The sequence below is a fragment of the Rhizobium cerradonense genome, assembly GCF_030182455.1.
Classification (GTDB): domain Bacteria; phylum Pseudomonadota; class Alphaproteobacteria; order Rhizobiales; family Rhizobiaceae; genus Rhizobium.
Map to the genome: position 1 here is coordinate 604,966 of NZ_JAQJCK010000002.1, position 22,507 is coordinate 627,472.

Here is a 22,507-nt window from a genome sequence, read left to right on the forward strand (position 1 = left end):
GGCGACGATAGAGGAAGAGAACAATGAAAAAGCTTGTTGCCGGCCTTCTGTCGATCGCCCTCATCGGTGGCTTCGCGACCGTTGCCGCCGTTGCCGCGGAGACCAAGCCCGCCGCCGAAGCTGCGACGCCGCACTATCCGCTCAAGGAGCCGAGGGAGCAGCACTGGACCTTCTCCGGTCCCTTCGGCTACTACGACAAGGGGCAGCTTCAGCGCGGCCTGAAGGTCTATACGGAAGTCTGCTCCGCCTGTCATTCGATGAAGCTGGTTCCTTTCCGCACGCTGGAAGAACTCGGCTATTCGGAAGCGCAGGTCAAAACCTTCGCGGCCAATTATGAAGTACAGGACGGTCCGAACGCCCAGGGTGAGATGTTTACCCGCAAGGCGGTTCCATCTGACCACTTCCCGCCGCCGTTCCCGAACGATGAAGCGGCTGCGGCCTCGAACAATGGCGCGGTGCCGCCGGACATGTCGCTGCTTGCCAAGGCGCGTGAAGTCGAACGCGGTTTCCCGCAGTTCATCTTCGATATCTTCACGCAGTATCAGGAAGGCGGGCCGGATTATATCTACTCGCTGCTGACGGGTTATGAAGAGCCTCCGGCTGGCTTCACGGTTCCGCAGAACTCGCACTACAACCCGTATTTCGATGCTGCCGCGACCTTCGCCATGCCGAAGCCGCTCTCCGACGGCCAGGTCACCTATGACGATGGCTCGCCGCAGACGGTCGATCAATATGCAAGGGACGTCTCATCGTTCCTGATGTGGGCTTCGGAACCGCATCTCGAAGCCCGCAAGCAAACCGGCTTCATGGTCATCGTATTCCTGCTGATCTTCTCGGTGCTGATCTATCTCACCAAGCGGTCGGTCTACGCCAAGGCCGGCGCCCACTAAGCGGCTCGGCCGTATAATCAGAGAAGGGCGGTCGTCAGAGGCCGCCTTTTTTGTTGGTATCGTGCACGGGTCTTGATAGGGTGCGGCCGGCCCCATCATAGCCTGAGAGTACATATTTCATGAACACTATCGCTTCGGAGCTTGCCGCCAGCATCCGCTCCATTCCGGATTATCCAAAACCCGGCATCATCTTCCGTGACATCACCACGATGCTCGGCGATGCCAGGGCGTTTCGCCGTGCCGTGGATGCTCTCGTGCATCCCTATGCCGGCACCAAGATCGACAAGGTCGCCGGCATGGAAGCACGCGGTTTCATTCTGGGCGGCGCGGTGGCGCATCAGTTGTCGGCCGGCTTCGTGCCGATCCGCAAGAAGGGCAAGCTGCCGCACGATATCGTGCGCATCGCCTATAGCCTCGAATATGGGGTCGACGAGATGGAGATGCACCGCGATGCGGTCAATCCCGGCGAGAAGGTGATCCTGGTCGACGACCTCATCGCCACTGGCGGCACCGCCGTCGGCGCCACCCAATTGTTGCGCCAGATCGGCGCCCAGGTCGTTGCCGCCTGCTTCGTCATCGACCTCCCGGATCTCGGTGGCCGCAAGAAGCTGGAAGCGCTCGATGTGCCAGTTCACACCCTGGTGGAATTCGCCGGACATTGAGGAACAGCATGCCTTCGCCTCTAAAAGAGGGCGAGGGCATTTATTCGAACTCCAGCACGGTGCTCTCGAACCGTAACACCGCCGTGCCGTGCTGGTTGGTTCCGTCGCAAAGGATGGTGTTGAGCGTCCAGCCGGGGCGTGAGCTCAGTGGGCGGCTGGCGAGCAAGGTCACTCCGTAGGTGACAGTGTCGCCGGCAAAGACCGGGCGAAGCCATTGCAGCTTCTGGAAACCGGGCGAAGGGCCGAGATTCGGCGGTTTTCTGCCTTCGGCGTGGAGGCGGGCGGTTTCGCTTTTCCAATAGTCGACGAAGGTGCGCATCCAGACCGAGCAGGTGTGCCAACCGGATGCGCAAAGCCCGCCGAACAGCGTGTGTCTGGCCGCTTCTGCATCCATGTGGAAAATCTGCGGATCGAAGCGCGAGGCGAAACGGACGATATTTTCGACCGTGAACGTATGGCTGCCGATCTCGGCGCGCGCACCGATCGGATAAAGCTCCGTCATCTTCATGCTGAAGCCTCCGCGGGCAAGCGCATGCGGATCATCGTCGCATTTTCGCCGAGGCAAACCAGCTCACCGCGCTGGTTTTCTACCTCATGGCGGAACTTGACGATGCCGATGCCGGGGCGAGAACGCATGGCGCGGGATTCGAGCACGATCGACCGGCCCGACAGCGTATCGCCCGCCAGCACCGGCTTCTTCCAGTCCATGAAGTCGATACCCGGCGCGCCTTCGGCCTCGGTGTTGAGCAGATAGCTGTCGGTCATCATGCGCATGAACATTGCCGAGGTGTGCCAGCCGGAGGCGGCGAGCCCGCCCAGGATGCTGGCGCGGCCGGCAGCTTCGTCGAGATGCATCGGTTGCGGATCGAATTCGCGCGCAAACTCGACGATCTCTTCGGCCGTCACTTGTTTCGGGCCGAGCGGAAACATTTGTCCGGCCTGAAAATCCTCATATGTCAGTTTTGCCATATCCGTCACCGGCTTCCTCATCCCGTCCGTGCGCAATCGCATGGGAAACGGCAATGGCGCAAGCGTTTTCATGGTCGCGACAGGAAAAGGGGTGCGGCGAAAGGTGTGCTTCGCAGCCCTTGATTGTGCAGCGACGATGTGATGAGGCTTGGCAACAGCAACACCACGCAGGAACAGACATGAGCGATCTCAAGACCGCGCTGGAAGGCGCCGCCGGCGAGGGGATCATCTCCTCGGATCAGGCCAGCAGGCTTTTGCCTTATCTGGCCGAGCGAAATATCGGCGTCAAAGCGGCTGCCGTCAGGAATGATCTTTCGCAGCCTCGCGAAGACGATGTTGCCAATCCGCTGGAGGACAGCGAAGCGCCGCGTTTCATCCGCGGCTTTCATGACGTGCTGATCACCATCGGCATCATCGTCCTGCTTTCCGGCTTGTGGGGGCTCGCCGGCTACTACGCGACGCTTCCGGCCATCATCATCCTGGCCGAAATCCTGGTCCGTCGCCAACGTCTGGCACTGCCCGCCGTCGTGCTGACGATCGCGCTGGTTTGCTTGACCTTCTGGGCAGCCGTGACGTATTTCGGCATGCAAAATGCCGGCAGCCCGAGCCTCATGACCTCTTGGATCATGATGGCCTTGCCATTGCCGCCGCTGCTTGCGCTGTATTATTGGCGCTATCGCGTGCCGCTGTCGCTGGCGATGCTGCTCTTCTCGCTGTTCGCGCTATTGCTCGCCGGCGTCTTCTATCTGATCGGTCTTGCTGCCGGCGCATCGAATGTCGTCTTGAATTATCCGCTGCCGTCGTTCGGCATCATGTTTGCGGCCGCGCTCGGGGCGTTTGCCGTGGCAATGCGCTTCGATCTTAGCGATCCCGGCCGCAGGACGCGTCGCTCGGATGTGGCTTTCTGGCTGCATCTCGCGACGGCCCCAGCTCTGCTTTACACGGCGATCTTGCTGGTATTTCAGCTTGAGGCAGGCAATAGCGGCACGTTCTTCTTTGCCGGCATGGAGCATGGCGGCTACGTGCAGGCGCTGACCATCGTCGCCATTGTGGTGGTCATGATGCTGATCGGCCTGATCATCGATAGACGTGCTTTCGTGACCGCAGGGTTGATGTCACTCGGCGTCGCGATCGGCGCCATTCTGCGGCAGAATAATGCCGGGCTCGACAAGGTCAGCTTCATCGTGCTGATGATCGTCGGCTTGATCGTGCTGGTGATCGGCGTCGGCTGGCCGCATCTGCGCCGCGCTGTCGTCCGGCTGCTGCCGGCATCGGTCCAGGGAAGGCTGCCGGCGCTCAGGTGAGGCCGGCAATCCCGTCATGCCTTACGTGTTGAAGCGGAAATGGATGACGTCGCCGTCCTGGACGATATATTCCTTGCCTTCGTCGCGCGCCTTGCCGGCTTCCTTGGCGCCTGTTTCGCCGTTGTAGGCGATGTAGTCGTCAAAGGCGATGGTATTGGCACGGATGAAGCCGCGTTCGAAATCAGAATGGATGACGCCGGCGGCCTGTGGAGCCTTGGTGCCCACTTCGATCGTCCAGGCACGCGTTTCCTTGGGGCCGACGGTGAAATAGGTGATGAGGTGCAGCAGCTTGTAGCCGGCGCGGATCAGCCGGTCGAGGCCGGCTTCGTCGAGGCCGAGGGCGGAGAGGAATTCCTTGGATTCGTCTTCCGGCAACTGCGCGACTTCCGCTTCGATGGCGGCGGAAATGATCACCACTTCGGAATTCTGTTCCTTCGCCATGGCGGCGACGGCGGCTGTATGCTCATTGCCGGTCGCGGCGTCGGCCTCTGCGACATTGCAGACATAGAGGACGGGGTGAGAGGTCAGAAGGTTCAAGCCCTTCAGGATGCGGGTTTCCTCAGCGTCGAGCTTCGACAGCAGGGTGCGCACCGGCTTGCCTTCGTTCAGCAGTTGGAGCGAGGCTTCCATGATCGGCAGCATCGCCATGGATTCCTTGTCCTTGCCGGTGGCGCGCTTGCGCGTCTGCTCGGTGCGGCGCTCCAGACTCTCGAGATCGGCAAGCATCAGCTCTGTCTCGATCGTCTCGGCGTCGGCGACCGGATTGATGCGGCCTTCGACGTGGGTGATGTCGCTGTCTTCGAAGCAGCGCAGCACGTGCACGATGGCGTCAACTTCGCGGATATTGGCGAGGAACTGGTTGCCCAGGCCTTCGCCCTTCGATGCGCCGCGCACCAGGCCGGCGATGTCGACGAAAGAGATGCGCGTCGGGATCAGCTCTTTCGACTTGGCAATGTCGGCAAGCTTGCGCATGCGCGGATCGGGGACCGCCACTTCACCCGTGTTCGGTTCGATCGTGCAGAAGGGATAATTCGCTGCCTGCGCCGCCGCGGTCTTGGTCAGCGCATTGAACAGAGTGGACTTGCCGACATTTGGCAATCCGACGATACCGCATTTGAAACCCATGGCACCTTGTCCATATCTTGAAAAACTTTGCTGTGCGTATGGGCGAAGGGCCGTTGCGGGTCAAGCCTTGCACGGCGGATGCGCTGTTTTTCTGTAGAGAAGGATGGTCAGAGGAATCCAGCGATTGTGATGGAGTCATGATGTTGCGGGCGGTGAGCGAAGCTGCTGTTCACGGTCGATTGATCTGACCGCCCTCCCGAAAACGTTGTTTTCCTTGAATGCTTGGTTGCGGTGCAGTATAAATTGCCCATCAGCCACAAATTTCTTTTCCCTGTCATCAACGGTGAGCCCGATGAGTGACAATGATGTCATCCTAAAACCCAAGACTAAGACGAAGCCGAAGCTCGATCGGCCGAAGCTTTATAAGATCATTCTCGTCAATGACGACTACACCCCGCGTGAATTCGTCATCATGGTGCTGAAGGCCGTGTTCCGTATGAGCGAGGAGACCGGCTATCGCGTCATGATGACCGCGCATAAGCTTGGCACCTGCGTCGTCATGGTCTGCGCCAGGGATATTGCTGAGACCAAGGCGCAGGAAGCGATCGATCTGGCGAAAAGCGCCGGCTTCCCATTGATGTTCACCACCGAACCGGAAGAATAGGCGCGGGCGGCGATATATCAGCCGGCGGCAGAACGCCGGATCTGGAAGCCTGTCTTGTCCTGTGAAAAGCCGCAATTGGCGTAGAAGCGCAGCGTCGCCGGATCCTTGGAGCCCGTGAGCAACATTACCTTGTAGCAATTCTTCTCCCAGGCCGTCGCGACGGCCGTTTCGATCAGCGCCCGAGCATGGCCGCGTTGGCGACGATCGGCATGGGTGACGACGTTTTCGATCAACGCATAGGACGCGCCGCAACGCGTCAGGTTGGGGATGACGACCAGCGTGACCGAGGAAACGGCAAGGTCGCCTTCGAAGCCGACGAAAATTGTCATGCCCGGATGGGCAGAGATCGCGGCGAACCGATCCTCCGCAAATCCGGAATCCATATCGGGATCGTCGTGGTTGAGATGGCGGTAGAGAGCTAGCAGCGGCGGCAGGTCGCCGGCTGTGGCCGGGCGGATGACAATACCCGCGGCCCCGTCTCCCGCTGCCTCAGCCATTTCAATCGTCCTTCTTGCCGAACATTCTCTTCAGCATCTCGGCCATCGGGCCGCTCTCAGGCATTCGTGGCTGGTTGTGACTGCGGGCCTGATGGATGTGCGATTTGGCCACGGCCTTCTTTTCCGGCTTCGGCGTCTCTTCTTCCGCCTTACCGCCGAGGGCAAGGGTGATCTTGTTCATGAGCTGCGAATCTTCGCCGCGCACCAACATGTCGGCATTGTCGGCGAGCGCGTCGAATAGAGGCTCGAGCCAGCTCCGGTCTGCCTTGGCGAAATCGCCGAGCACATGATTGTGCACCAGCTCCTTGACGCCGGGATGACCGATGCCGAGACGCAGCCGCCGGTATTCTCGGCCGCAATGGGCGTCAATCGATTTGATGCCGTTATGGCCGCCATGGCCGCCGCCGGTCTTCAGCCGCGCCTTGCCGGCCGGCAGATCGAGTTCGTCGTAGATCGCCACTAGGTCGGAAGGCTCCAGCTTGTAGAAGCGCATGGCCTCGCCGACGGATTCGCCGGAAAGGTTCATGAAGGTCTGCGGCTTGATCAGCAGAACTTTCTGGCCGCCGAGTTCGCCTTCGGCAATTTCCGCCCTGAATTTTTTCGACCAGGGCGAAAAGCTGTGGCGGCGGTGGATCGCGTCCACGGCCATGAAGCCGATATTGTGACGGTTGCCTTGATATTTGGCGCCGGGATTGCCGAGACCCGCGATAAGAAGCATTGCGCTTCACCCCTTGGAAAATGCTGATGCCCTTCACCACAGGGAATTGGCGGCAAAGTCAAGGCGGCAACCTCGTCAGTTGCCGAGGTTCAGGCCGTACTTCAGGAATATCTGCTTCTGCGTTCCGTCGGCGATCAGCTTGTCGAGCGCAGCCTGCATCTTCGTCAGAAGATCGTCCGGGAAATCCTTCTGGCAGGCGATCCCCATCGGCTGTTCGGAGAGGACGGTGACCTGTTCGACCGCGTCGCCTTCCTTTTTCAGCTTGTCAAAATAGAGGACGGAGATCGGCATCAGGTCGATACGGTCACTCATAAGCTTTTTCAGCGTCGCGCGGAAATCGGCGCCGACATCGATCCGCGGAAAGTTGGCTTGCCGCAACACAGTCTCGGTATAATCGCCCCGCCATGTGCCGACGAGATAGTTCCGAGCTTCGTCGAGCGTGTCGGCGGTTACGGGGGACCCGGTATGCTTGATCAGAACATTGCGATCGATCAGCAATGGCTGAACCCATTTGAACAGCTTGTCGCGCGCGTCATTGTGAGCGGTGACAAATACGCAGGTCATCGGTACCGTCAGTGCCTGATTGTAGGCGCGCGCCCAGGGCAACACATCGATCGAATAGTCGATGCCGATGTCGGTCATTATCTTCTCCACCTGCTCGACGGCCGCGCCCATTGGAGTCTTGCCTTCGCGATAGTTGAAAGGCGGATATTCCTCGGTGGTGAAATTGACGGTTTCGGCTTGGGCCGCGTGGAGGCCGCTGAGGGAGGACAGGCTGAAAAATACCAGGAGCAGCAGTTTTCGCATGTAGTTCCTCGTTTCTCTATGATGCTTGCGCTACGGGGGTGAGGTAGTCAGCCTGCGGTCCCGCAAGCGCCTTCATGAGATCGTTCGGATGCTGCGGCCGGTGGAACAGGTAGCCCTGGCCATAGTCGAGGCCCATGGCGCGCAGGGTTGCGCACTCTTCCTCGGTCTCGATGCCTTCCGCAATAACGGTGCAGTTCATCTTGTGCGACAACGTCGTGATGCTTTCGACCAGCATGCGGCTCTTAAGGCTGACATCGGAGGCAGTATCGTTGATCGCGCGGACGAAGGATTGGTCGATCTTGATGATGTCGACAGGGAAGCGGTTGATATAGCTCAGCGATGAGTAGCCAGTGCCGAAGTCGTCGAGAGCGATGCGGCAGCCATAACGGCAGATCTCGTTGATGACCGTGCGTGTCTCCGGATTGTCGTCCATCAGCACGGCTTCGGTGATTTCGACGACGATACGTTCCGGGCGGATATCGTGGCGGGAGAGCAGGGCCGCGATGCGCATCGGCAGGCCAGACTCGAATTGCAGCGGCGAGAAATTGATGGCGAGGTAGGTATTCTGCATGCCGTCGAGGCGTGAGAGACGGGCGAAGTGGGAAATTGCCTTTTCCATGATGCGGTTGCCGATGCGTATGATCGAGCCGGTCTCCTCGGCAACGTCGATGATCCGGGCCGGCGGCAGGATACCCTTCTGCGGATGATGCAGCCGCATCAGCGCCTCGAAGCCAGCGATGGAGCGGTCATCGATATTGACGATCGGCTGCAGGTGCGCTTCGAACCAGTCGTCGCTCAGGCCGCTTTCGATATGGCTCTCCAGCTCGGCCCGGCGGCGGGAATCGTCCAGCATGCTGTTGTCGAAGATCTGCGCGCCGTTCTTGCCGTCGCGCTTTTTGGCATACATCGCTATATCGGATTTCAGCAACAGTTCTGCGGCGTTGGCGGCCTGGCGTGGGTAGATGGCAATCCCGATGCTGGCGCTGAGGCGGGCATCGCCGCCGAAAGGCGTCTCGAAGACTTCGGCGATGCGGGCCGCCATATCGAATGCTCTTTTCTCGGCATCTTCCGCTAGCAGCAGGATGGCGAATTCATCGCCGCCGAGACGGGCGGCGATGTCGCCTGGGGTCAATCGTGCCTGCATGCGCGAAACCAGTTCGCGTAGCGCCGCGTCACCGGCGGCATGGCCCATGTTGTCGTTGATCCATTTGAAGCGGTCGAGATCGACGAAGAGGCAGGCGAGCTCGCGCTTGCGCAGATCCGCCTCGTTGATCTTCGCATCGAGTGCCGTCTCGAAACCTTGACGGTTCAAAAGGCCGGTCAGATGGTCGGTGATTGCCTGGCGCAGGTTGCGGTCTTCGGACTGCTTGAGGTCGGTGACGTCGGTCATGACCGAAAGCGTAAGGCCATCCTGGATGGCCGTCGTTTCGAGGATCAGCACGTCCATGACCCGGTCATCCCGGCACTGGAACTTCACCGTGACGTCGAGACGGGCAGCGCTGTCGAGACGGCTGCTCTTGCGTTCGGTGTATTCCTCGCGCGATTCCGGCAGGACCAGGCTTGCGAATTTACGTCCCAGCACATCGGCCCGACCATAGCCTGTAGCGGCGAGCCAATAGTCGCTGACGGCGGCGATGCAATCGTCATCGTCGAGCGAAAACAGCATGGCCGGCGTCAGATTGTAGGTGTCGGTGGCGCGGCGGTGGGCAAGCTTCAGTTCGGTTTCTTCGCGCTCCAGCTTGCTCTGCATGTCGTTGAAGCTGCGGGCGAGGCGTCCCATCTCGTCGTTCGACTGCCAATCTACGTGATGGCGCGAGCCGAGTCGCCGGGTCGCCTCGACCGCGTGGGTCAGCCGCATCAGCGGCTGGATGATGAAGATGCGGTTGCCGATGAGGGCGGCGCCGAAGACGGTCAGGACGGCGAAGATGAAGATCGAGATGAAAACGATCTCCTCGTTCTTCAAGCCGTCGAAGAGACCGAGAGCTGGGTAGTAGACGGTGATGGTGCCGAGATTTTTCGCGCCGTCCACGCCGTTGTAGATGATCGGGCGGGCGATGGATTCCAAGAGGCCCTTGTAGGACCTCGGGATGGTGGATTGGGTAACGTCGAGCTGGCCGGAGACATCGCGGACATTGACCTTGACGACCGCGCCCTCGGCGACCGTCGTCGCGCTGATCTGGGTGACGCTGTCCTCATCGAGGTCCCATAGTGGCTTGGCCAGCGCCTGGGCATTGGCGACGAGCAGGACGGAGATATGGTCTTTGATTTCCTTTTCGGCGCGTTCGGACGAAAGGAAAAGGAACAACACGAAGAGCGGCGCGACGAAAACCAGCAGCGCGCCGCAGACGATCGCGAAAAACCTGTTCTCGACGGAATGGCTCATAGTTCCGCTTGCTCCCCAGTCGTAGACCGGCTGATCTTAGGGCTGGGCCTTTCTCTACAACTCTTTCGCGTAAACTTTCACGAATTTGTTAAATGTTGCTGAAACCGCGGGGTTAATGGATTTAAATAGAGTATTGATTTCAAAAATTATTAGATTTCTTATTTCTTTTATTAGAATCTATACATGAAAAACCCGCCGTCCCCAAGGGGAGGCGGGTCTGAATGTGTCGCGATAAAGAGGCCGATTAAGCGTTGGCTTCTTCTTCGCCGCCTTCTTCTTCGTCGGCAAGACCGGCAGCCGGAGCGGCGATCGTTGCGATCGTGAAGTCGCGGTCGGTGATGACCGGGGATACATTCTTCGGCAAGGTGATATCCGAGATGTGGATGCTGGCACCAGCCTTGTGACCGGACAGATCAACAGTGAAGAATTCCGGGATCGCATCGGCCGGGCAGTGGACTTCGACTTCGTGGCGAACGATGTTCAGCACGCCGCCAGCCTTGAGGCCCGGGGACTTTTCGTGGTTTTCGAAGTGAACCGGGATTTCGACGGTCACCTGGGTGTTGCCGGAGACGCGCAGGAAATCGACGTGGACCGTGAAGTCGCGGACCGGATCGAGCTGGTAGTCCTTCGGCAGAACCTTGATCTTCTTGCCGTCGACGTCGATCGTCGCGATCGTGGTGAGGAAACCACCGGCATGAATGCGCTTCGTCACCTCATTGGTGTTGAGAGCGATCGAAATGGGGGCCTGCTTGTCACCATAGATGACAGCGGGAATGAAACCGTTGCGGCGAAGTTCACGGGCGGACCCCTTACCAACCCGTTCGCGCGCCTCGGCCTTGAGCTCGTAGCTTTCCTGGCTCATGGCTATTCCTTTCGAGGTTATTTGGAGAGTTCATCCGTTCATCGGAATCGGGTGAACTGGAGGAGGGCGAGCCCTGCCTCATCCGCGTTGCCTCCAAGGGTGTCTACGCGGACGCGTGGCGTATAATACAAAGAGGCCGGCGGTGCAAGCATCTCTGGAGAAAGCGCATCTGTGATGACATTGCAACTCATGATAAAGAGCCGACGATGCTATTTCTATCAATGGCTTGACATATACCCTCGGCCTCTTCAACAGTCGAATCCAATCGATCAGCGTCAAAGGGAAAGGTCGGGTTATGCGCCCCAAGGCTATCGCCGCCGCCGCAGTTTTTTCCATCGGTCTCGCGGCCGTTTCGCAGGCGGCCGACGTCAATGAGCAGGGCGCGAAGGAGCTGCGCAATATCCTGACGCATTCGCTCTCGCGCGATCTCGCCCGTAGCGGTTTTGTCGCGGTCAAACCGGCCGGCGATCAATACGAGATTACCTACGATCTCGCGAAATTCTTCGACAAGGTCAATTCCAGCGCGTTTTCCGTCACCGGCTTGAAGCCGCTCTCGCTGTTCGCGCAGTCGCTCGATCAGGGCAGATGGCATCTGAAGGGCGACAACAGCGTTGATATCTCGGTTCATTCGCCTGCGTCCGACCTCACCTATTCGGTCGCATCCAGCTCCGTCGAAGGCATTTTCGATCCGGCGATCGAGATGATGCGCTCGATGCAGGTGAAGAGCAGCGGCGCCAAGTTCTCCAGTATCGGCAGCGGCAAAGATGCCGGACGTAAGGTGGATGCCACCATCGAGAGCGCATCCTTCACCCATGCGGTGACCGACAGTACCGAGGCCGGCAAAGTGGACCTGCAATCGCAGGGTATGCTGCAGCATTTCAGCGAACAAACTGCTGCACCCGGCGCGCCATCCGTTAACCTCAGCGCTGACAGCATCGACGTCAAAGTGACCGCGACGAGCTTGCCGGTGAAGGAGTTGCGTGAGCTCATTCGCTTCTTCGTACAGCACATCAAGGCGAAACAGTTATCGGAGAGCGGCAGCAAGAAGTTCGAGGAACTGGTGCGCCGCGCCTTGCCGGTATTCGGCTCGCTGAATGAGACGGTGACGCTGAACAATGCGCTGTTTGCGACCGATAAAGGGAAGGTCGGCGTTAAGAGCTTAGACTATAGTTTCAAGATGGATGGTCTGACAAAGGCCTCCAACATCAATTTCGGTGTGCGGGCGGAACATTTCACGCCGGACGCCGATCTTATTCCGCCAGCTTATGCGGCTTTCCTGCCCGAGACGGTCGATGTGCAGCTCGGAATTCCCAACATCAACTTCGATGGTCTCGTCGACACGGTTCTGGAAGCCGTGGCGGAACGCGCCACGCCGATCTCGGGCGAAGCATTGAAGCGCACCATGTTCCCGAGCGGCTATGGGACCCTCGAATTCCCGAGGATCAGCGCGACTTCCGGTGTCTATGACGTTGAGGTTTCCGGTGCGTTGAAGGGCTCCACGAAGCACCATGCAAGCTATTCGCTGCAGGCAACGATCCTTGCCCGCAATTTCGACGGGACCGTTGCCGCCATTCAAAATGCTGCAAAGACGGACCCGCAACTGAACAGCGTTTCCTTCAGCCTGCTGGCCGCCAAGGGCTTTGCCAAGACTGATCCGGATGGCCGCCTGCGCTGGGATGTCACGATGGATGAAAATCGGACCGTCACGGTGAACGGGCAGGTGATGAAGGCTCCCTGAGGCCACGTCCAGCTTGCAAGCAGGGGGGTGGGCAGCGTCATCATTCAATTGAGAATCACGTCTAGGGTTTTCCCGCTTTCAAATTGTTTTTTTCCTAGCATCACGGGGGTGAATTATGCGTTTTAAAACAGTTGCCGCTGCGGCAATTTTCGCCGTTGGTCTGGCCGGCGCCTCGCAGGCAGCCGACGTCAACGAGCAGGGAGCAAAGGACCTCCTCGGCAACCTGACGCATTTCCTGCCCGACGATCTCGTTAAGAGCGGCTTTATTGCTGTGACGCCGACGAGCGGTCACTATGAAATCACCTATGACCTGCAGAAATTCTTCGACAAATTGAACGTCACCGGTTTCGACATTACCGGGCTGAAGCCGTTGATCGCCCTTGCGACACCGCTGGACAGCGGCCTGTGGAACATCGAGGGGAACAATGCGATCGACGTGACGGCGCGTTCGAAGCCGGGCAGCAGCCCGGATGCAGAATTCCGTTATGGGGTGGCATCGTCCAGTTTCACGGGCGTCTTCGACCCTGCTATCCACTATGTTCGCTCGATGGACGTGAAGGGCAGCGGCATCACGCTCGCCACCAAGATGACCGACAATGGTGTGGAGAAAAACGATATCACGATCGATGGTATCAACTACGCGCTCTCGTCATCCAGCAGCGGCGAGCCGGATAAGCTCGACCTCCAGATGATCGGAGGCCTGCAATCCTTCCAAGACAAGGTTTCTTCCGATTCTGCGACGCTTGGCGAATTCAAAATCGGGGCGATCGATTTCAAGGCCAGTGCGACCAAGCTGCCGCTGAAGGCGCTGAACGAGATTTTGCGCTTCGTCTCCGACCACAAGGACACAAAAACCCTGTCCGACAGTGAAAGCGCGGCGCTCAAGGCATTGCTGCGGAACGCGATGCCGATTGCCGACTCGTTCGAAGAGTCGGTCTCCGCCAAGGATATTTCCGTGACGACCCCGCTCGGCAATGGCGGGCTGCAGCAGGTGGGTTATTCGTTCAAGATGGCCGGGCCGGCCAACGCGGTGAATGCCGATTTCGGTATGCGTGCCGAAAAGCTGACCTTGGCCTCCGGTCTGGTGCCTGAGGACTATATCGCCTTCATTCCCGATGCCGCCGAACTGCAGATGCAACTTCCCAACCTGAATTTTACCGCCCTGTTGGATGTCCTGCAGCAGGCCGATTTCAGCAATCCCGAGGGTACGCCCTCCGTGGATGAAAAGTTGCAGCAGGCCATGTTCCCGGACGGAACGATGACGATCAATTTTCCGAAAATCAGTGCAGCTTCGGGCCTTTACGACATTGAGGCTTCCGGCAGCATGCGCGGTTGGTTGAACGAAAAGGACCGTGTCGCCTTGAAGATGACGGTGCTTGCCCGCGATCTCGACAAGACCATTTCTGCCGTTCAAGACGCCGCGAAGACGGAACCGGACCTCAATCAATTGTCCTTCGGTCTGATGATGGCCAAGGGATTTGCAAAGACCGATCCCGACGGGCGTTCGCGTTGGGAGGTCAACATCGCCGAAGACGAGTCCGTGACGATCAACGGACAAGTCATCAAATAAGCCGCCCGAATTTCAGAATGCGACCATGTTTGTCTTAAAGCCGCTGGCCCAACGCTCGATTTCGCTTCTGTGGGCCGGTCAGGTGTTGGCGGCAACCGGCTCCGAGTTCTACATGGTCGCCGTCGTCTGGATTGCGGCGGATTTCATCGGTCGTGACGCGGGTTATGTTTCTGCCTTGCAGTCAGGCGCGCTTCTCTTCGGCAGCCTGTTTGGTGGCATTCTGACGGATCGCTGGCGGCACAGCACGACGATGATCTCGGCCGACGTCCTGCGTGCGGTTCTCTTGTTGGTGCTGTCCGTTGCCGGTCTCATGCATTTCATGAGCCTGCCGTTGTTAATGGTGCTCGCCGGATGCATTGCCTTGCTGACCTCCGCCTTCGATCCGTCGTTGCAGGCAACGCTTCCGACCATCGCGGTCGATCCGGATATTCGTCATGCGACCAACGGATTGTTCGACGCGACGAGGCGCATGGCCCGGATCCTCGGACCCAGCATGATTGCGTTGGTCAATGGTTTTCTGCCGAAATCGCAGTTCTTCACGGTGACGGCGGCGACCTTCCTGCTTTCGGCTTTCGCCGTTTGGATGGCCGTCGCCAAATTACCGGCGGCGCCGCGGCGGCGCGAATTCTCGGGGGCGGCGGCGGTCATCGACGGCGTCTTGGGCGGGTGGCGGATGGCGCGCGGCCATGCCGCCATACTCTATGGCCTGTTCACGAACCTGATGGGCAATATCGCCTGGGCGATGGGCATTCTGCTCGGAATGATCCTGCATCTGCGCGAGACCAGCGCCGATCCCTTGACTGATTACAGCCTGATGATGACGGCCTACGGCGTCGGCAACGTGACGACCAATCTCATCCTCAGCAACATAAAGCCGCGCAGACCGGTCGTTTGGATCATCGCGGCAAAGCTGATTTTTGGCGCCGGTGTGTTCCTGCTGCCGCTGATGCATGATCGTCTATGGCTCATGGTCGTCGCATGCCTCGCTGCCATCAACGGCCCCTTCGAGAATCTTGCCATGCTGCACCTGATGCAGACGCGCAGCGAACCCCATCGCCTGGCGCAGGCCTACCGCTTGCTGATGTGCGCGATCTTCCTCGGTCTTTTCCTGGCCTATCTCATGTCGCCCAGCCTATTTGCCTGGTTCGGCATCGGCCCATCGATCATGGGCGCCGGTGCGGCTGTCTTTGTCGCCGGGCTTGTTGGCATAGGGCTGCTTGTCTGGAGGCAAAGCCATCCGGTCGATGCGAAACCCGCATGAGAAGAGCCGGCCGGCCTTAGACCGGCGTGCGTTCATTTGAGCGCACAAAGGTCGCTCTAGTCTTTTGAATCCAGAGCATCCTATCCGCCCCAAGGTGATTCCACCTGAAAGCGGGATGCGCTAGTCGAACAGGCTCGAAACCGATTCTTCCTGGCTGGTGCGATTGATCGCTTCGCCGATGAGGCCCGCCGTGGAGACCACGCGGATATTGTGGGCCGAGAGAACGGCCGTCGTCGGCTGGATCGAGTCGGTGATGACAAGCTCGCGCAGTTTCGACGAGGTGATGCGGGTGACGGCGCCGCCGGAGAGGACACCATGGGTGATATAGGCGGTGACGCTTGCCGCTCCGCGTGCGAGCAGGGCATCGGCCGCATTGCAGAGCGTGCCGCCGGAATCGACGATATCGTCGATCAGCAGGCAGTCTTTTCCTTCCACGTCGCCGATGATGTTCATCACTTCGGACTCACCTGGGCGATCACGGCGCTTGTCCACGATCGCCAGCAGACAGTCGAGACGTTTAGCGAGTGCACGGGCGCGCACGACACCACCGACGTCGGGGGAGACGACCATGACGTTGCCGATATCATAGTTCGCCTTGATATCGCGCGTCAGGATCGGCAGTGCATAGAGATTGTCTGTGGGTATATCGAAGAAACCCTGGATCTGGCCGGCATGGAGATCGAGCGTGAGAACGCGGTCTGCGCCAGACTCGGTGATCAGATTTGCCACCAACTTGGCCGAGATCGGCGTGCGCCCGGAGGCGCGACGATCCTGGCGGGCATAGCCGAAATAGGGAAGAACGGCCGTGATGCGCCGCGCCGACGAGCGGCGCATCGCATCGATCATGATCAGCAGTTCCATCAGATGATCGTTTGTCGGAAACGAGGTAGGCTGGACGACGAAAACATCCTCGCCGCGCACGTTTTCCTGGATTTCAACGAAGATTTCCTGGTCCGCGAAACGCCGGACGCTGGCCTTGCCCAAGGGAACGTTGAGATAATTGCAGATCGCTTCGGCGAGATGCCGGTTCGAATTGCCTGCGAAAACCTTCATTGTGGCCCGCCTGTTACCAACCTGATAGCCGCGCTTTTAACCGCCTCGCTCTCGAATGCAAGGGGCTACAGCGCAATAGCTTTCATATTTCTGAAAAGCTTGTGGCTATCCACCGCGGGAGTCGCGCCAGGAATTGAAATCCGACATGGTTTCCGTGGCGATTTTTTGCATGACGGAGGGCGGGATGGCGGCCCACGGATCACCGCGTTTCAGTGGCGCACTTTCCGATCCCTGGATTCGGTGCAGGCGGGCGCCGCTGTTGTCGAGAACATCCCAGACATAGGTGACGGAAATCTGCGGTCCGTCCTCGAAGGCGGATAGATAGCCCTTCAGGATATAGCTGGCACTGGAATCGCTGGAGCTCTTGATCGTCAGGCCGAGCGCGCGGGCCTCGGCCCCGAGTTGACGCGACAGTGGTGTTACGGCCTGAACCGGCGCGCCAATGATCGGCAGGAAGCGGACGCTGTTTCTATCCGTGGCTACGGCAGGGGGAAGGGAGGCTTGCTGTTGTTGCTGTTGTTCAGGCTGCTGCTGATCATCCTGCGGGTCTTCAGCCGCTTGTTGCCGCTGCGGCTGCGGTTGTGGATCGTCGGAGAGGCGGCGATCGGCCTCGCGCTGCTCGTCTGCGTCCGAAGCCTGCGAATCCTGTGACTGGATGGAGGCGGTCCGCGAGCCGTCGAGCGGGCGGGAGGCATAGGGATTGCGACCGCCACTTCTTAGCGCGGCCGCCTGATCGTCGAGCGAGCCACCACCGCCATAGTTTTGCGACTGATATCCCTGCTGCTGATAGCCCTGCCGCTGGTAGCTGTAGCTGTCCTGCGCGGTCTCATAATTCTGCTGGCGTTGCGGCGCGGAAGCCATGCGCTCGACGTCGCGTTGGGTGACGGGGCTGGAGCCGGCATCGCCGATGCTTTCGGGCGGGGTCAGGGCATCCGTCGTGTTGCAGGCGGCGAGCGCGAAGCAGAAGCCAACGGAAATAAACGCTGTCCTGACCAGTCCCATTTGCGCGATCCTTTCCCTCGACGGTCACCCCGTTCAGGATCGCTATTTTACGCTGCTAACGGTTAAGAAATTCGAGCTGGTGACGCGACAAAGATTTTGGAGCCTGAGAGGTCGTCAGATAGGTCTGGCCGAGCGTCATCGCGGTGCCGGTGTCGGAGTCCATGATGATCATGTGCACGAAGAGCGACATGCCTTCTTCGATCTCCTGCGGATTGCCGATATGGAACATCTGATGCTCCATCCAAGAGGGCGAGAAGCGGGCGCCGAGCGAGTAGCCGCAGGCGTTCAGCCGGTGTCGGGCAAGGCCGCGCTCGTCCATGATCTTGGCATGCATGTCGAAGACGTCGCCAAAGGTGTGGCCGGGCTTCAGCACGGTTTCGATCGCCTGGATGGTCTCGAGGCACGCATTGTAGAGTTCGCGGTGGCGATGAGTCGGATCGCCGATGACGACCGTACGCATCATGGCGGCGTGGTAATGCGCATAGGTGCCGGCCCATTCGAGGGTCAATTGGTCGTTGGCATCCAGCTTGCGGCGGCCAGCCTTGTAGCGGCAAAGCAGGGCCTCGGCGCCGGAGCCGATGATGAACTCATTGGCGGGATAATCGCCGCCGCCGGAAAAGATCGCGCCCTGCATGGCGGCAAGGATGTCAGCTTCGTCGGCACCGGGCTTGATCAGGGCAAGTGCTGCGTCCAGCGCATCGTCGGCAAGCGCAGCGGCGCGCTCGACATAGGCGATTTCCGTCGGGCTTTTGACGAGGCGCAGACGACTGACGAGATAGGAAGCGTCGATGATCTGGCCGAAGGTGGCTATCTGGTTGTCGAGCAGGCGCGCGACGCGGCCGGTCATGCCATGGGTATCGTATTCCACGCCGATACGGGCGCCGAGGAGATCGAGCTCCACCAGCAATTCCTTGAGATCGAGAGTCGGATCGGCGTTCACGCGGTCGACCCAGATGCGGATGTCGGAGATGACCGATGTGAGCTGCGCCTGGCGAAGATCGGCCGAGCGGGTGAGCAGCACCATCGTACCATCAGCCTTGACCACCAGCGTCTGGAAGAAGCAGTAGCCGAAGGTGTCGTAACCCGTCAGCCAGAACATGCTCTCTTGCGCGAAGAGCAGCATGGCGTCGATCTTCTCTTCCTGCATTTTCGCGAGAAGGCGGGCACGGCGGGCGTCGAATTCACTGCGTTCGAAATGCAGGGCCATTTTAGAACGTCTCCTCGATGGCAATAGCGGAAATCTGTCGACCGTAATCCGGTTCCTTCGCATGCGTGGTGCGGCGATAGGAGAAGAAGCGGTCGGGATCGGGATAGGTGCAGAGATTGAGGTTTTCGGCGGTCACGCCGGCCTTGCGCAGGCGGTCGATCGTCAGACCCGGCAGGTCGAACATCGCGTGACCGGCCTGCTCGGACGGAATGAAGTATTTGGCATAGCCCGGGTCGTAAGCGATGAAGCGATCCACGAATTCCGGGCCGACTTCGTAGCTTGCCTGGCTGATCGAGGGGCCGAGGCAGGCGGTGATCATCCCCCGCTTGGCGCCGAGCGCGACCATGGCTTCGATGGTGTTTTCCAGAACGCCGGTCAGTGTGCCCTTCCAGCCGGCATGGGCAGCTCCAATCACCCGGTTTTCAGGATCAGCGAAGAGGATTGGGCCGCAATCGGCGGCGAGCACGCCGAGCACGATCCCTGGCGTCGCCGTCACCATGGCATCGGCTTGCGGGCGCGTGCCGTCGTAGTTTGCGTCGACGGCGATCACGTCGGGCGAATGGATCTGATGAACGGTCGCGAGCCGTTCCAGCGGCAGGCCGAACCAGGCAGCGACGCGACGGCGATTTTCCTGGACATGCTCCCGATTGTCGTTGGAGCCGAGGCCGACATTCAATCCGCGATAAAGGCCCTCAGAAACGCCGCCGTCACGGGTGAAATAGCCGTGGCGGATGCCGGCGCTCTTGGCGGCGCTCAGCAGCGTGCTTTCGATCGGAGTCGGCAATGCGGCGTCCCTTGATATGTTCTTTCGTGCTGGAAATAACGCTTCCGTGGCGAAGCGGTTCGATTTGAGCGGGATGTTGGCCCAGCGATGCGCGTTCTGTCAATCCGCAGAGATCACTAGCGTTGATCAGCGGACTGGACGAAAGGGCAAAAGATCGATCGCCGGACTGGAGACGGCCAGTACCTTGAAAAGCTCGCCCATCTTGCCTTCGCCGGCGCCGGCGAGCCGTTCCACGGCGGTACGGATATTGTCTTGCGTCGCGGCATCGTGGTCGCGGCCAAGCGCCGCAGCCCGCTCCAAAAGCCCAAGGCCGATGAGAAAATCACCCTGATGGCAGCATCCATTGATATGCAGGCCGGAAGCAAGAGCGGTTTCGGCCAGATGTTGGAAATCGACATGGCTGGTGAGGTCCGCTTCGCCGGGATGATCCAGCGGCGGGTCGTATTCATGCATGCGCACGGCCTGCAGCGTATCGCCGAAGCCCGTCGCCATATGGCCGTAATCGATGGCGAGCGCAGTGCCGCCATGGGCGGCGAGCCGGTCGCAGATCGTCGTCATAACCGCTTGGCGGGCAGGGGCGATTTCGAAGATCGTGCCGACCGGCGGAAGCGGCCCCGCGGGAAGAAGCGCGGGGTCGAGGCTGGCGACGCCGGCCGTGAAACTCAGCTCGTCATTGACGTCGAGCCCGACCGTGCGCTCACGAAAACCGTTGGCGGTGCGGACGAACTGGCGAATGGGAATGGCGTCGAACAGTTCGTTGGCGGCTAGAAGGGTGAAACCCGCCGGCACCTCGTCAAAGTCCGAATGCCAGGAAACCTTGTCACCATGAGCGTCGAGCGTCTGGCGCTGAAACCCCTGCAGCCGCTCGCTGGTTTCGACCAGATGCACGCTCATCGCATCGAAGAGCGGCGGCGCAAGCTTGGCGATGACGCGCAGCATGTCGGCCATCATCGTGCCGCGGCCAGGGCCAATTTCGACGAGGCGGACATTGGCCGGCGTGCCGTGGCGCTGCCAGGCGTGCACCATGAAGACGCCGATCATCTCGCCGAAGAGCTGGCTGACCTCGGGTGCCGTGACGAAATCGCCGATGCGGCCGAAGGGCTCGCGCGTCTTATAGTAGCCGTGCTGCGGGTCAGCGAGGCAAAGCGAGAAATAGTCGGTGATGCTGACCGGTCCGTTGGCACGGATAATGGCCTTGATTTTTTCCCCGAGCGCGGTCGTCATCGTTTGGTCTCGCAAAAGCATGGTCCCGAAAAATATGAAGCGGCTTTCGGGCGGATCATGCGACATTAAACCCAGAGTTCAAGCCGTCTGCCTGGCTGCAACGTGGCGGGCGCGGATAACGGCCCACAGGCCGATCGCGACCATTGGCAGGGAGAGCACCATGCCCATGGTCAGCCAGTTCGTGCCAAGCAGATAGCCGAGCTGCTCATCAGGCTGGCGGAAGAATTCGACGAAAATGCGCGAGAAGGCGTAACCGATGACGAAGACGCCGCTGACGGTGCCGGGCTTCTTCAGCGCCAACACCCAGCGCGTGAGGATGAAGAGGACGGTGAAGAGCACGATGCCCTCGATGCCGGCTTCATAGAGCTGGCTGGGGTGGCGCGGATCAGGGCCGGCAGGGCAGACGCCCTGGTGAGCGGCTATGATATGCGGGCTGCAGAAAACCATCGCCCAGGGCACATCGGTGGTCCGGCCCCAGAGCTCGCCGTTGATGAAATTGGCGATACGGCCGAAGAAAAGACCGATCGGGGCAACGGCGGCGACGATATCGAACAGGCTCCAAACCGGAATCTTGTTGCGATTGGCAAACAAAATCATGGCGATGGTCGTGCCAATCAATCCACCGTGGAAAGACATGCCGCCATTCCAGACCTCGATGGCGCGGATCGGATTGGCGAGCACCGGATCGAGGTCGTAGAACAGGATATAGCCGATGCGTCCGCCGAGCACGATGCCGAAGGCGACCCACAGGATGAAGTCGTCCAGATGCGCACGCGTCATCGGCGCTGTGTCGTTCAGCCAGAGTTTGCCGTTGTCGACCAGCCGTCTCGCATAAAACCAGCCGAGCAGGATGCCAGCGACATAGGCGAGGCCGTACCAGTGGATCGACAGCGGCCCGAGCGAAAAAGCGATCGGATCGATATCCGGAAACGGCAGGATGGCGGCGAGGTAGGCGGATGTCAGCAAGATTGTCGGGTCCGTTAGAGCATGATTCCCAAAGCTATGACGCAGCTATTGGATAAGAGCATGCTAAATCCAATGTGCGCGGAACATGGCGTTCGCTAATGAAACGGTCAAGTCGATTATTCGTGTGTCCCGCACCACGGCACCGGTTGTCCCGCTCTATCTCAATTTGCTTGCATCGAACCCTCGGAAATCTTACCTCAGATCTATCTGGCCCCATCTATGATGCCGTCCATTTTCGGGGCCGACGGCCGTAAGGAGATCACTATGAGCACTGGACCGAACCGTATCTTGGATGAATTCGCCAAGCTGATGACCGATGCCGCCGGTGCTGCCCAGGGCGTGCGCCGCGAGATCGAAACGGCGTTCAATGCCCAGGCCGAACGCTGGTTGAACAGCCTGGATATCGTCAAGCGCGAGGAGTTCGAAGCCGTTCGCGAAATGGCGATCAAGGCGCGCGACGAAAACGAAGCGCTGCTTGCAAGAATCGAAGCGCTGGAAGCGCGTCTTTCCTCCGAAGGCAAGTAATCGCAATTAATTTTGCGAGAAATCGGCGCGGCACGCGTCTGCCGCGCATTTTTCCTCTAAAATTTTCGACAGTTTTTCCACCTGTGGACACAGGCAAAAAAGCCAATCGTCAGAGTCAGTTATGACTCCCTTCTGAATAGACATCGGAAGAGCTGTCCACAGCACCCTTCGCCAAAATCTCCGATGAGGGGCTGGCATGCCGGGCATGCCGTTATACACTGATTTTAAATGATGATTCGAAACGGACTTGGTAAGCTCCGGGCAGGGTGGATGCGTTAGTCTGGCGGCCGTTCAACATCATCCCGAGTATGTTTCCGGAGTAAAACTGTTTGCGTTTTTTCAGTGTTCGAGCACGG

The 22,507-nt window shown here is 59.6% G+C and carries 22 protein-coding genes; 8 read left to right on the forward strand and 14 right to left on the reverse strand.

The genetic code is table 11. The features are described 5' to 3' along the window. The first annotated feature begins 23 nt into the window (after positions 1–23). Together PH547_RS07080 and PH547_RS07085 are read left to right on the forward strand one after the other, a co-directional pair. Positions 24–890: a cytochrome c1 gene (locus PH547_RS07080; RefSeq protein ID WP_104823750.1), complete on the forward strand. Its 867-nt coding sequence runs from the start codon at positions 24–26 to the stop codon at positions 888–890. A 119-nt stretch (positions 891–1,009) separates the two neighbouring features. After that, positions 1,010–1,552: an adenine phosphoribosyltransferase gene (locus PH547_RS07085; RefSeq protein WP_104823749.1), complete on the forward strand. Its 543-nt coding sequence runs from the start codon at positions 1,010–1,012 to the stop codon at positions 1,550–1,552. A gap of 40 nt (positions 1,553–1,592) precedes the next feature. Here PH547_RS07085 and PH547_RS07090 read toward each other — a convergent pair whose 3' ends face one another. Both PH547_RS07090 and PH547_RS07095 read right to left on the reverse strand, forming a co-directional pair. After that, positions 1,593–2,060: a MaoC family dehydratase gene (locus tag PH547_RS07090; protein ID WP_104823748.1), complete on the reverse strand. Its 468-nt coding sequence runs from the start codon at positions 2,058–2,060 to the stop codon at positions 1,593–1,595. Then, on the reverse strand, positions 2,057–2,521 hold the full coding sequence (locus PH547_RS07095) for a MaoC family dehydratase (RefSeq protein ID WP_283046650.1): 465 nt from the start codon (positions 2,519–2,521) through the stop codon (positions 2,057–2,059). Before PH547_RS07095 ends, PH547_RS07090 begins: the two co-directional genes overlap by 4 nt. A gap of 179 nt (positions 2,522–2,700) precedes the next feature. Between PH547_RS07095 and PH547_RS07100 the strand changes: the two genes are divergently transcribed. Beyond that, on the forward strand, positions 2,701–3,825 hold the full coding sequence (locus PH547_RS07100; RefSeq protein ID WP_285167864.1) for a hypothetical protein: 1,125 nt from the start codon (positions 2,701–2,703) through the stop codon (positions 3,823–3,825). A 21-nt stretch (positions 3,826–3,846) separates the two neighbouring features. Here the strand turns inward: PH547_RS07100 and ychF are convergent, their stop codons facing one another. Continuing rightward, on the reverse strand, positions 3,847–4,950 hold the full coding sequence (gene ychF, locus PH547_RS07105) for a redox-regulated ATPase YchF (RefSeq protein WP_285167865.1): 1,104 nt from the start codon (positions 4,948–4,950) through the stop codon (positions 3,847–3,849). Between the two features lie 292 nt (positions 4,951–5,242). Between ychF and clpS the strand changes: the two genes are divergently transcribed. Next, complete coding sequence (clpS, locus tag PH547_RS07110) at positions 5,243–5,554, forward strand: ATP-dependent Clp protease adapter ClpS (RefSeq protein ID WP_104823745.1); 312 nt, start codon at positions 5,243–5,245, stop codon at positions 5,552–5,554. 17 nt (positions 5,555–5,571) lie between these two features. Here clpS and PH547_RS07115 read toward each other — a convergent pair whose 3' ends face one another. The 5 genes from PH547_RS07115 to PH547_RS07135 all read right to left on the reverse strand — a co-directional run bounded on the left by PH547_RS07115 (position 5,572) and on the right by PH547_RS07135 (position 10,821). Further along, a complete protein-coding gene (locus PH547_RS07115; protein ID WP_283046644.1) occupies positions 5,572–6,051 on the reverse strand; it encodes a GNAT family N-acetyltransferase in 480 nt (159 codons plus the stop codon). 1 nt (position 6,052) lies between these two features. Further along, positions 6,053–6,769 (reverse strand): aminoacyl-tRNA hydrolase, encoded by a 717-nt coding sequence (gene pth / locus PH547_RS07120; protein ID WP_283046642.1) that lies wholly within the window; start codon positions 6,767–6,769, stop codon positions 6,053–6,055. A 75-nt stretch (positions 6,770–6,844) separates the two neighbouring features. Beyond that, positions 6,845–7,576, reverse strand: a complete 732-nt coding sequence (locus PH547_RS07125; protein WP_283046640.1) for a substrate-binding periplasmic protein — start codon at positions 7,574–7,576, stop codon at positions 6,845–6,847. A gap of 16 nt (positions 7,577–7,592) precedes the next feature. Further along, positions 7,593–9,959, reverse strand: a complete 2,367-nt coding sequence (locus PH547_RS07130; protein ID WP_104823741.1) for an EAL domain-containing protein — start codon at positions 9,957–9,959, stop codon at positions 7,593–7,595. A 244-nt stretch (positions 9,960–10,203) separates the two neighbouring features. Further along, a complete protein-coding gene (locus PH547_RS07135; protein WP_283046637.1) occupies positions 10,204–10,821 on the reverse strand; it encodes a 50S ribosomal protein L25/general stress protein Ctc in 618 nt (205 codons plus the stop codon). 295 nt (positions 10,822–11,116) lie between these two features. On the opposite strand from PH547_RS07135, the gene PH547_RS07140 reads away from it, so the two are divergent. The 3 genes from PH547_RS07140 (at position 11,117) to PH547_RS07150 (ending at position 15,390) form a co-directional block, all read left to right on the forward strand. Continuing rightward, on the forward strand, positions 11,117–12,559 hold the full coding sequence (locus tag PH547_RS07140) for a hypothetical protein (protein ID WP_285167866.1): 1,443 nt from the start codon (positions 11,117–11,119) through the stop codon (positions 12,557–12,559). Positions 12,560–12,674: 115 nt separating this feature from the next. Continuing rightward, positions 12,675–14,129 carry a hypothetical protein gene (locus PH547_RS07145; RefSeq protein ID WP_285167867.1) on the forward strand — a complete coding sequence of 485 codons (1,455 nt, stop codon included), beginning with the start codon at positions 12,675–12,677 and terminating at the stop codon, positions 14,127–14,129. A 25-nt stretch (positions 14,130–14,154) separates the two neighbouring features. After that, positions 14,155–15,390 (forward strand): MFS transporter, encoded by a 1,236-nt coding sequence (locus PH547_RS07150; protein ID WP_285167868.1) that lies wholly within the window; start codon positions 14,155–14,157, stop codon positions 15,388–15,390. Between the two features lie 120 nt (positions 15,391–15,510). Here the strand turns inward: PH547_RS07150 and PH547_RS07155 are convergent, their stop codons facing one another. The 6 genes from PH547_RS07155 to lgt form a co-directional block, all read right to left on the reverse strand. After that, the gene (locus PH547_RS07155) at positions 15,511–16,443 is read right to left on the reverse strand and encodes a ribose-phosphate pyrophosphokinase (protein ID WP_104823736.1); all 933 of its coding nucleotides are present in this window, start codon (positions 16,441–16,443) and stop codon (positions 15,511–15,513) included. Positions 16,444–16,548: 105 nt separating this feature from the next. Further along, entirely contained in the window at positions 16,549–17,445 is an 897-nt protein-coding gene (locus PH547_RS07160; RefSeq protein ID WP_104823735.1) for a hypothetical protein, read from the reverse strand. A gap of 55 nt (positions 17,446–17,500) precedes the next feature. Next, a complete protein-coding gene (locus PH547_RS07165) occupies positions 17,501–18,652 on the reverse strand; it encodes a M24 family metallopeptidase (RefSeq protein ID WP_104823734.1) in 1,152 nt (383 codons plus the stop codon). Between the two features lies 1 nt (position 18,653). Then, positions 18,654–19,436, reverse strand: coding sequence for a peptidoglycan editing factor PgeF (gene pgeF / locus PH547_RS07170; RefSeq protein ID WP_285167869.1), 783 nt, complete (start codon positions 19,434–19,436; stop codon positions 18,654–18,656). 126 nt (positions 19,437–19,562) lie between these two features. Next, on the reverse strand, positions 19,563–20,660 hold the full coding sequence (locus PH547_RS07175; protein WP_104825154.1) for a class I SAM-dependent methyltransferase: 1,098 nt from the start codon (positions 20,658–20,660) through the stop codon (positions 19,563–19,565). A gap of 78 nt (positions 20,661–20,738) precedes the next feature. Continuing rightward, positions 20,739–21,626, reverse strand: a complete 888-nt coding sequence (lgt, locus tag PH547_RS07180; RefSeq protein ID WP_104823732.1) for a prolipoprotein diacylglyceryl transferase — start codon at positions 21,624–21,626, stop codon at positions 20,739–20,741. Positions 21,627–21,890: 264 nt separating this feature from the next. Between lgt and PH547_RS07185 the strand changes: the two genes are divergently transcribed. Further along, positions 21,891–22,151, forward strand: coding sequence for an accessory factor UbiK family protein (locus PH547_RS07185; RefSeq protein WP_104825153.1), 261 nt, complete (start codon positions 21,891–21,893; stop codon positions 22,149–22,151). The last annotated feature ends 356 nt before the right edge of the window (positions 22,152–22,507 follow it).